The organism is Photorhabdus tasmaniensis (genome assembly GCF_011189505.1).
Taxonomy (GTDB): Bacteria; Pseudomonadota; Gammaproteobacteria; order Enterobacterales; family Enterobacteriaceae; genus Photorhabdus; species Photorhabdus tasmaniensis.
This window is the reverse complement of sequence record NZ_PUJU01000210.1, coordinates 1-517: the sequence shown is the minus strand read 5'-3', so window position 1 is coordinate 517 and position 517 is coordinate 1. Positions and strand designations below refer to the sequence as shown.

Genomic DNA, 517 nt, shown 5'->3' with positions numbered 1-517 from the left:
GAACACCAGAGTTCCCCGGATAAGATGATGGCATTCCGGTTGATGCGTTACAGTATTTCAGCCATGCAACGGCATCTGGAGCAGGGGCATGAAAAATTACCGCTGGTCATTCCGATGTTGTTCTATCACGGGAAAATCCAGCCGTATCCGTGGAGTACCTATTGGCTCGACTGCTTCGATGATCCGGCGCTGGCGAAGGAAATCTATTCCGGTCCATTCCCGCTGGTCGATGTGACGGTGATACCGGATGATGAAATCCTGACGCATAAACGGGTCGCGTTACTGGAAATGGTGCAAAAGCATATCCGGCAGCGAGATATGGCGGAGCTGCTGCAAGAACTGGTTATGCTGCTGGCGTATGATTACTATACGGATGAACAGCTAAAAAGCGTGCTAAACTACTTATTACAGGCGGGAGATACCGCTGATCCAGAGGGTTTTATCCGGCGACTGGCAGAACAGTCCCCGAAGTATGAGGAGGTACTGATGACAATAGCGCAGAAACTGGAGCAGAAGG

Annotated in this window: 1 protein-coding gene; it reads left to right on the top strand. The window is 50.9% G+C overall.

All coding sequences use genetic code 11. From position 1 onward, the window contains the following. The coding region (locus tag C5471_RS23585; RefSeq protein WP_166296675.1) for an Rpn family recombination-promoting nuclease/putative transposase at nucleotides 1-517 on the top strand (517 nt) is incomplete at both ends.